Source organism: Paraburkholderia sp. SIMBA_054 (genome assembly GCF_046534875.1).
In the GTDB taxonomy this organism is placed as follows: Bacteria; Pseudomonadota; Gammaproteobacteria; order Burkholderiales; family Burkholderiaceae; genus Paraburkholderia; species Paraburkholderia hospita.
Genome location: NZ_JAWRXV010000239.1, coordinates 1 through 480 on the forward strand (window position 1 = coordinate 1; position 480 = coordinate 480).

General features: G+C 54.2%; 1 protein-coding gene. It reads right to left on the reverse strand.

Going from position 1 to position 480, the window contains the following annotated elements:
• Positions 1–427, reverse strand: a 427-nt coding sequence (locus SB822_RS54945) for a site-specific integrase (protein ID WP_410858828.1), incomplete at its 3' end; no start/stop codon positions are given.
• Positions 428–480: the final 53 nt, after the last annotated feature.

Here is a 480-nt window from a genome sequence, read left to right on the forward strand (position 1 = left end):
TATCGGGAGCAGCGAGAATCGCTTCAATATGCTCGCGAGACAGAGATCCGACGAGAGGCTGCTCGAAGCGCTTCATGGGTATCGCCAATACAGACCGCACGGTCGCCAGCGCCGAGGGCTCCTCGGAGGAAACATATTCCATGAACGACCGTATGGCGGCGAGCCTCGCGTTGCGGCTGCGGATGCAATTATGGCGATCCCGTTCGAGGTGGTGGAGAAACGCGAGAATGAACGACGCGTTCAGATCTTCGATAGCAATATTGGAAGGCCGCTTGTGCAATCGTTGATATGCAAAGGCTAGCAACAGGCGAAAACTGTCGCGGTAAGCGGTCACGGTGCAGTGGCTTACGTGTTGCTGTAGCAGAAGGCGTTGGGTAAAAAACTTCTGCAATAAAACGGGAAATGGTTGTGTGAGAGACTTGCTCATGATGTACCTCTCCGACAACTCACGAAGCGCTGAGCTGCGATAGCTAACAGCTC